Annotated in this window: 2 protein-coding genes; one reads left to right on the top strand and one right to left on the bottom strand. The window is 72.4% G+C overall.

Annotation, left to right across the window (positions count from 1 at the left end):
• The first annotated feature begins 339 nt into the window (after window positions 1-339).
• Window positions 340-2,253 carry a glutamine--fructose-6-phosphate transaminase (isomerizing) gene (gene glmS, locus ACWEVO_RS34500; RefSeq protein ID WP_452311606.1) on the top strand — a complete coding sequence of 638 codons (1,914 nt, stop codon included), beginning with the start codon at window positions 340-342 and terminating at the stop codon, window positions 2,251-2,253.
• Window positions 2,254-2,304: 51 nt separating this feature from the next.
• On the opposite strand, the gene ACWEVO_RS34505 is transcribed toward glmS, so the two are convergent.
• A partial coding sequence (locus ACWEVO_RS34505) for an alpha/beta hydrolase (RefSeq protein ID WP_452311607.1) occupies window positions 2,305-2,718 on the bottom strand: 414 nt, incomplete at its 5' end.

Here is a 2,718-nt window from a genome sequence, read left to right on the forward strand (position 1 = left end):
GAGAAGGGGGAGACACGGGCTGGGTGCCGAGCGGAGGTGACGTCCACGCCGCCGGTGCGGCCCAGGGCTGCGGGGCGGCCAGCGGGTCCGGCGGGGCCCACGGTGCGGGCGGCTCCGGGGGCGTCGGCTCGGGGGGTGGGGTCGCCTCGGACATCGGCTCACTCGCAGGGGACGGCGGAAACGGATGGGACGTCCCGGATCGGAGGTACGCCCCGGCCTGGGCCCTCAATGTAAGGGCCGGAGGCCAGTCTTGGCGTGGATGCGTTCGCTCAAATTCAGTGATCGTTTACCCGTCTTTCGAGCACGCATGATGAGCGAAACTGGGTTAGGCTGCGGACCATGTGTGGAATCGTGGGTTACGCCGGGGCCCGCCCGGCGCTCGGCATCGTGCTCGACGGACTGCGGCGGCTGGAGTACCGCGGCTACGACTCGGCCGGCGTGGCGGTCGTCTGCGAGGACGAGCTGCTGACCGAGAAGAAGGCCGGCAAGCTGGCCAACCTGGAGAAGGTTCTCGCCGAGCGGGCCGCCGCCGATCCCGACTCCTGCGCCGCCAGCCCGATCGGCATCGGGGACGGCACCACCGGCATCGGCCACACCCGCTGGGCCACCCACGGCGGTCCCACCGACCGCAACGCCCACCCGCACCTGTCGCCCGACGGCCGGGTCGCCGTGATCCACAACGGCATCATCGAGAACTTCGCCAAGCTCCGGGCCGAGCTGGAGGCGGACGGCGTCGAGTTCGCCAGCGACACCGACACCGAGTGCGCCGCCCACCTGATCGCCCGGGCCCTGGCGGACCTGCGCTCGGCCGGCGAGGTGGACGGCCCCCAGCTGCTCTCCTCCGCCATGCGGGTGGTCTGCGAGCGGCTGGAGGGCGCCTTCACGCTGCTCGCCGTCGACGCCGGCATCCCCGGCGCGGTGGTCGGCGCCCGGCGCAACTCGCCCCTGGTCGTCGGGCGCGGGGACGGGGAGAACTACCTGGCCAGCGACGTCGCCGCGTTCATCGAGCACACCCGCGACGCGGTCGAGCTGGGCCAGGACCAGATCGTCCTGATCACCCCGGACAGCATCGAGATCACCGACTTCGCCGGTCAACCCGCCGCCGGCAAGGACTTCCACATCGACTGGGACTCGTCGGCCGCCGAGAAGGGTGGCTACGACTGGTTCATGCTCAAGGAGATCGAGGAGCAGCCGCAGGCCATCGCCGACACGCTGCTCGGCCGGCTCACCGAGACCGGCGAGATCGCCCTCGACGAGGTCCGCCTCAGCGAGCAGGACCTGCGCGACGTCGACAAGATTTTCATCGTGGCCTGCGGCACCTCCTACCACGCCGGCCTGGTCGCCAAGTACGCCATCGAGCACTGGACCCGCATCCCCTGCGAGGTGGAGCTGGCCAGCGAGTTCCGCTACCGCGACCCGGTGCTGGACCGGTCCACCCTGATCGTGGTGATCTCGCAGTCCGGCGAGACCATGGACACGCTGATGGCGCTGCGCCACGCGAAGGACCAGAAGGCCCGGGTGCTGGCCATCTGCAACACCAACGGCTCCACCATCCCGCGCGAGTCCGACGCGGTGCTGTACACGCACGGCGGGCCGGAGATCGCGGTCGCCTCCACCAAGGCGTTCCTCACCCAGGTCGTCGCGTGTTACCTGATCGGGCTGCACCTGGCCCAGGTGCGCGGGATCAAGTTCGCCGACGAGGTCGGCGCGGTGGTGGCCCAGCTCCAGGAGATGCCCGGCAAGCTGCGCGAGTTGCTGGACCGGATCGAGCCGGTCCGCGAGCTGGGCCGTGAGCTGAAGTCCGAGCCGACGGTGCTGTTCATCGGCCGGCACGTGGGCTACCCGGTGGCGCTGGAAGGCGCACTCAAGCTCAAGGAGCTGGCGTACATGCACGCCGAGGGCTTCGCCGCCGGCGAGCTGAAGCACGGCCCGATCTCGCTGATCGACAAGGGCACCCCGGTGGTCTGCATCGTGCCGTCGCCGGCCGGCCGCGGCATGCTGCACGACAAGGTGGTCTCCAACATCCAGGAGGTGCGCGCCCGGGGCGCCCGCACCATCGTGATCGCCGAGGAGGGCGACGAGGCGGTGGTCCGCTACGCCGACCACCTCATCTACGTGCCGCGGACGCCGACCCTGCTGGCGCCGCTGGTGACCACGGTGCCGCTCCAGGTGCTCGCGGCCGAGATCGCCGCCGCCCGCGGGCACGACGTCGACCAGCCGCGCAACCTGGCCAAGTCGGTCACCGTCGAGTAGTCGCCCCGCCCGAGGCCCCGCCGCCGATGTGGTGGAGGGACCTCGGGCGGCTCACCCGCCGAGCACGATCCGGGCCATGCCGTCCAGCGCCGGGTTGCCGGGGTCCCAGTAGCCGGCGTGGCCGTACCGGCCGCTGGGGAAGCGCCGGCCGCCGAAGCCCGGGTCGGCGGGATCGTGGCCGAACCACAGCTGGTGGCCGCCGAGCACGTTGGCGAGCGGGCCGAGCGGCGTCCCGGCCAGCGCCGCCCGCCGGGCCAGCTCCTCGGGCGGCCGGGCCAGCCGGATCACGTCGTCCGGCGCGGTGGCCGGCCAGACCTGCCCCGGGGCCGTACGCAGCTCGCTCGCCCGGTCGACGCCGACGCCCGGGGAGTCGACGAAGACCAGCGCGTCCGCGCTCAGCCCGTGGTCGCGGGCGGCGGTGCCGACCACCAGCGAGCCGTAGCTGTGGCCGAGCACGGTCTGCCG

The sequence above is a fragment of the Micromonospora sp. NPDC003776 genome, from assembly GCF_053605645.1.

Excerpts from the sequence above, each read along its gene's own strand:
- glmS (WP_452311606.1), top strand. The coding sequence starts at position 340 with ATGTGTGGAATCGTGGGTTACGCCGGGGCCCGCCCGGCGCTCGGCATC.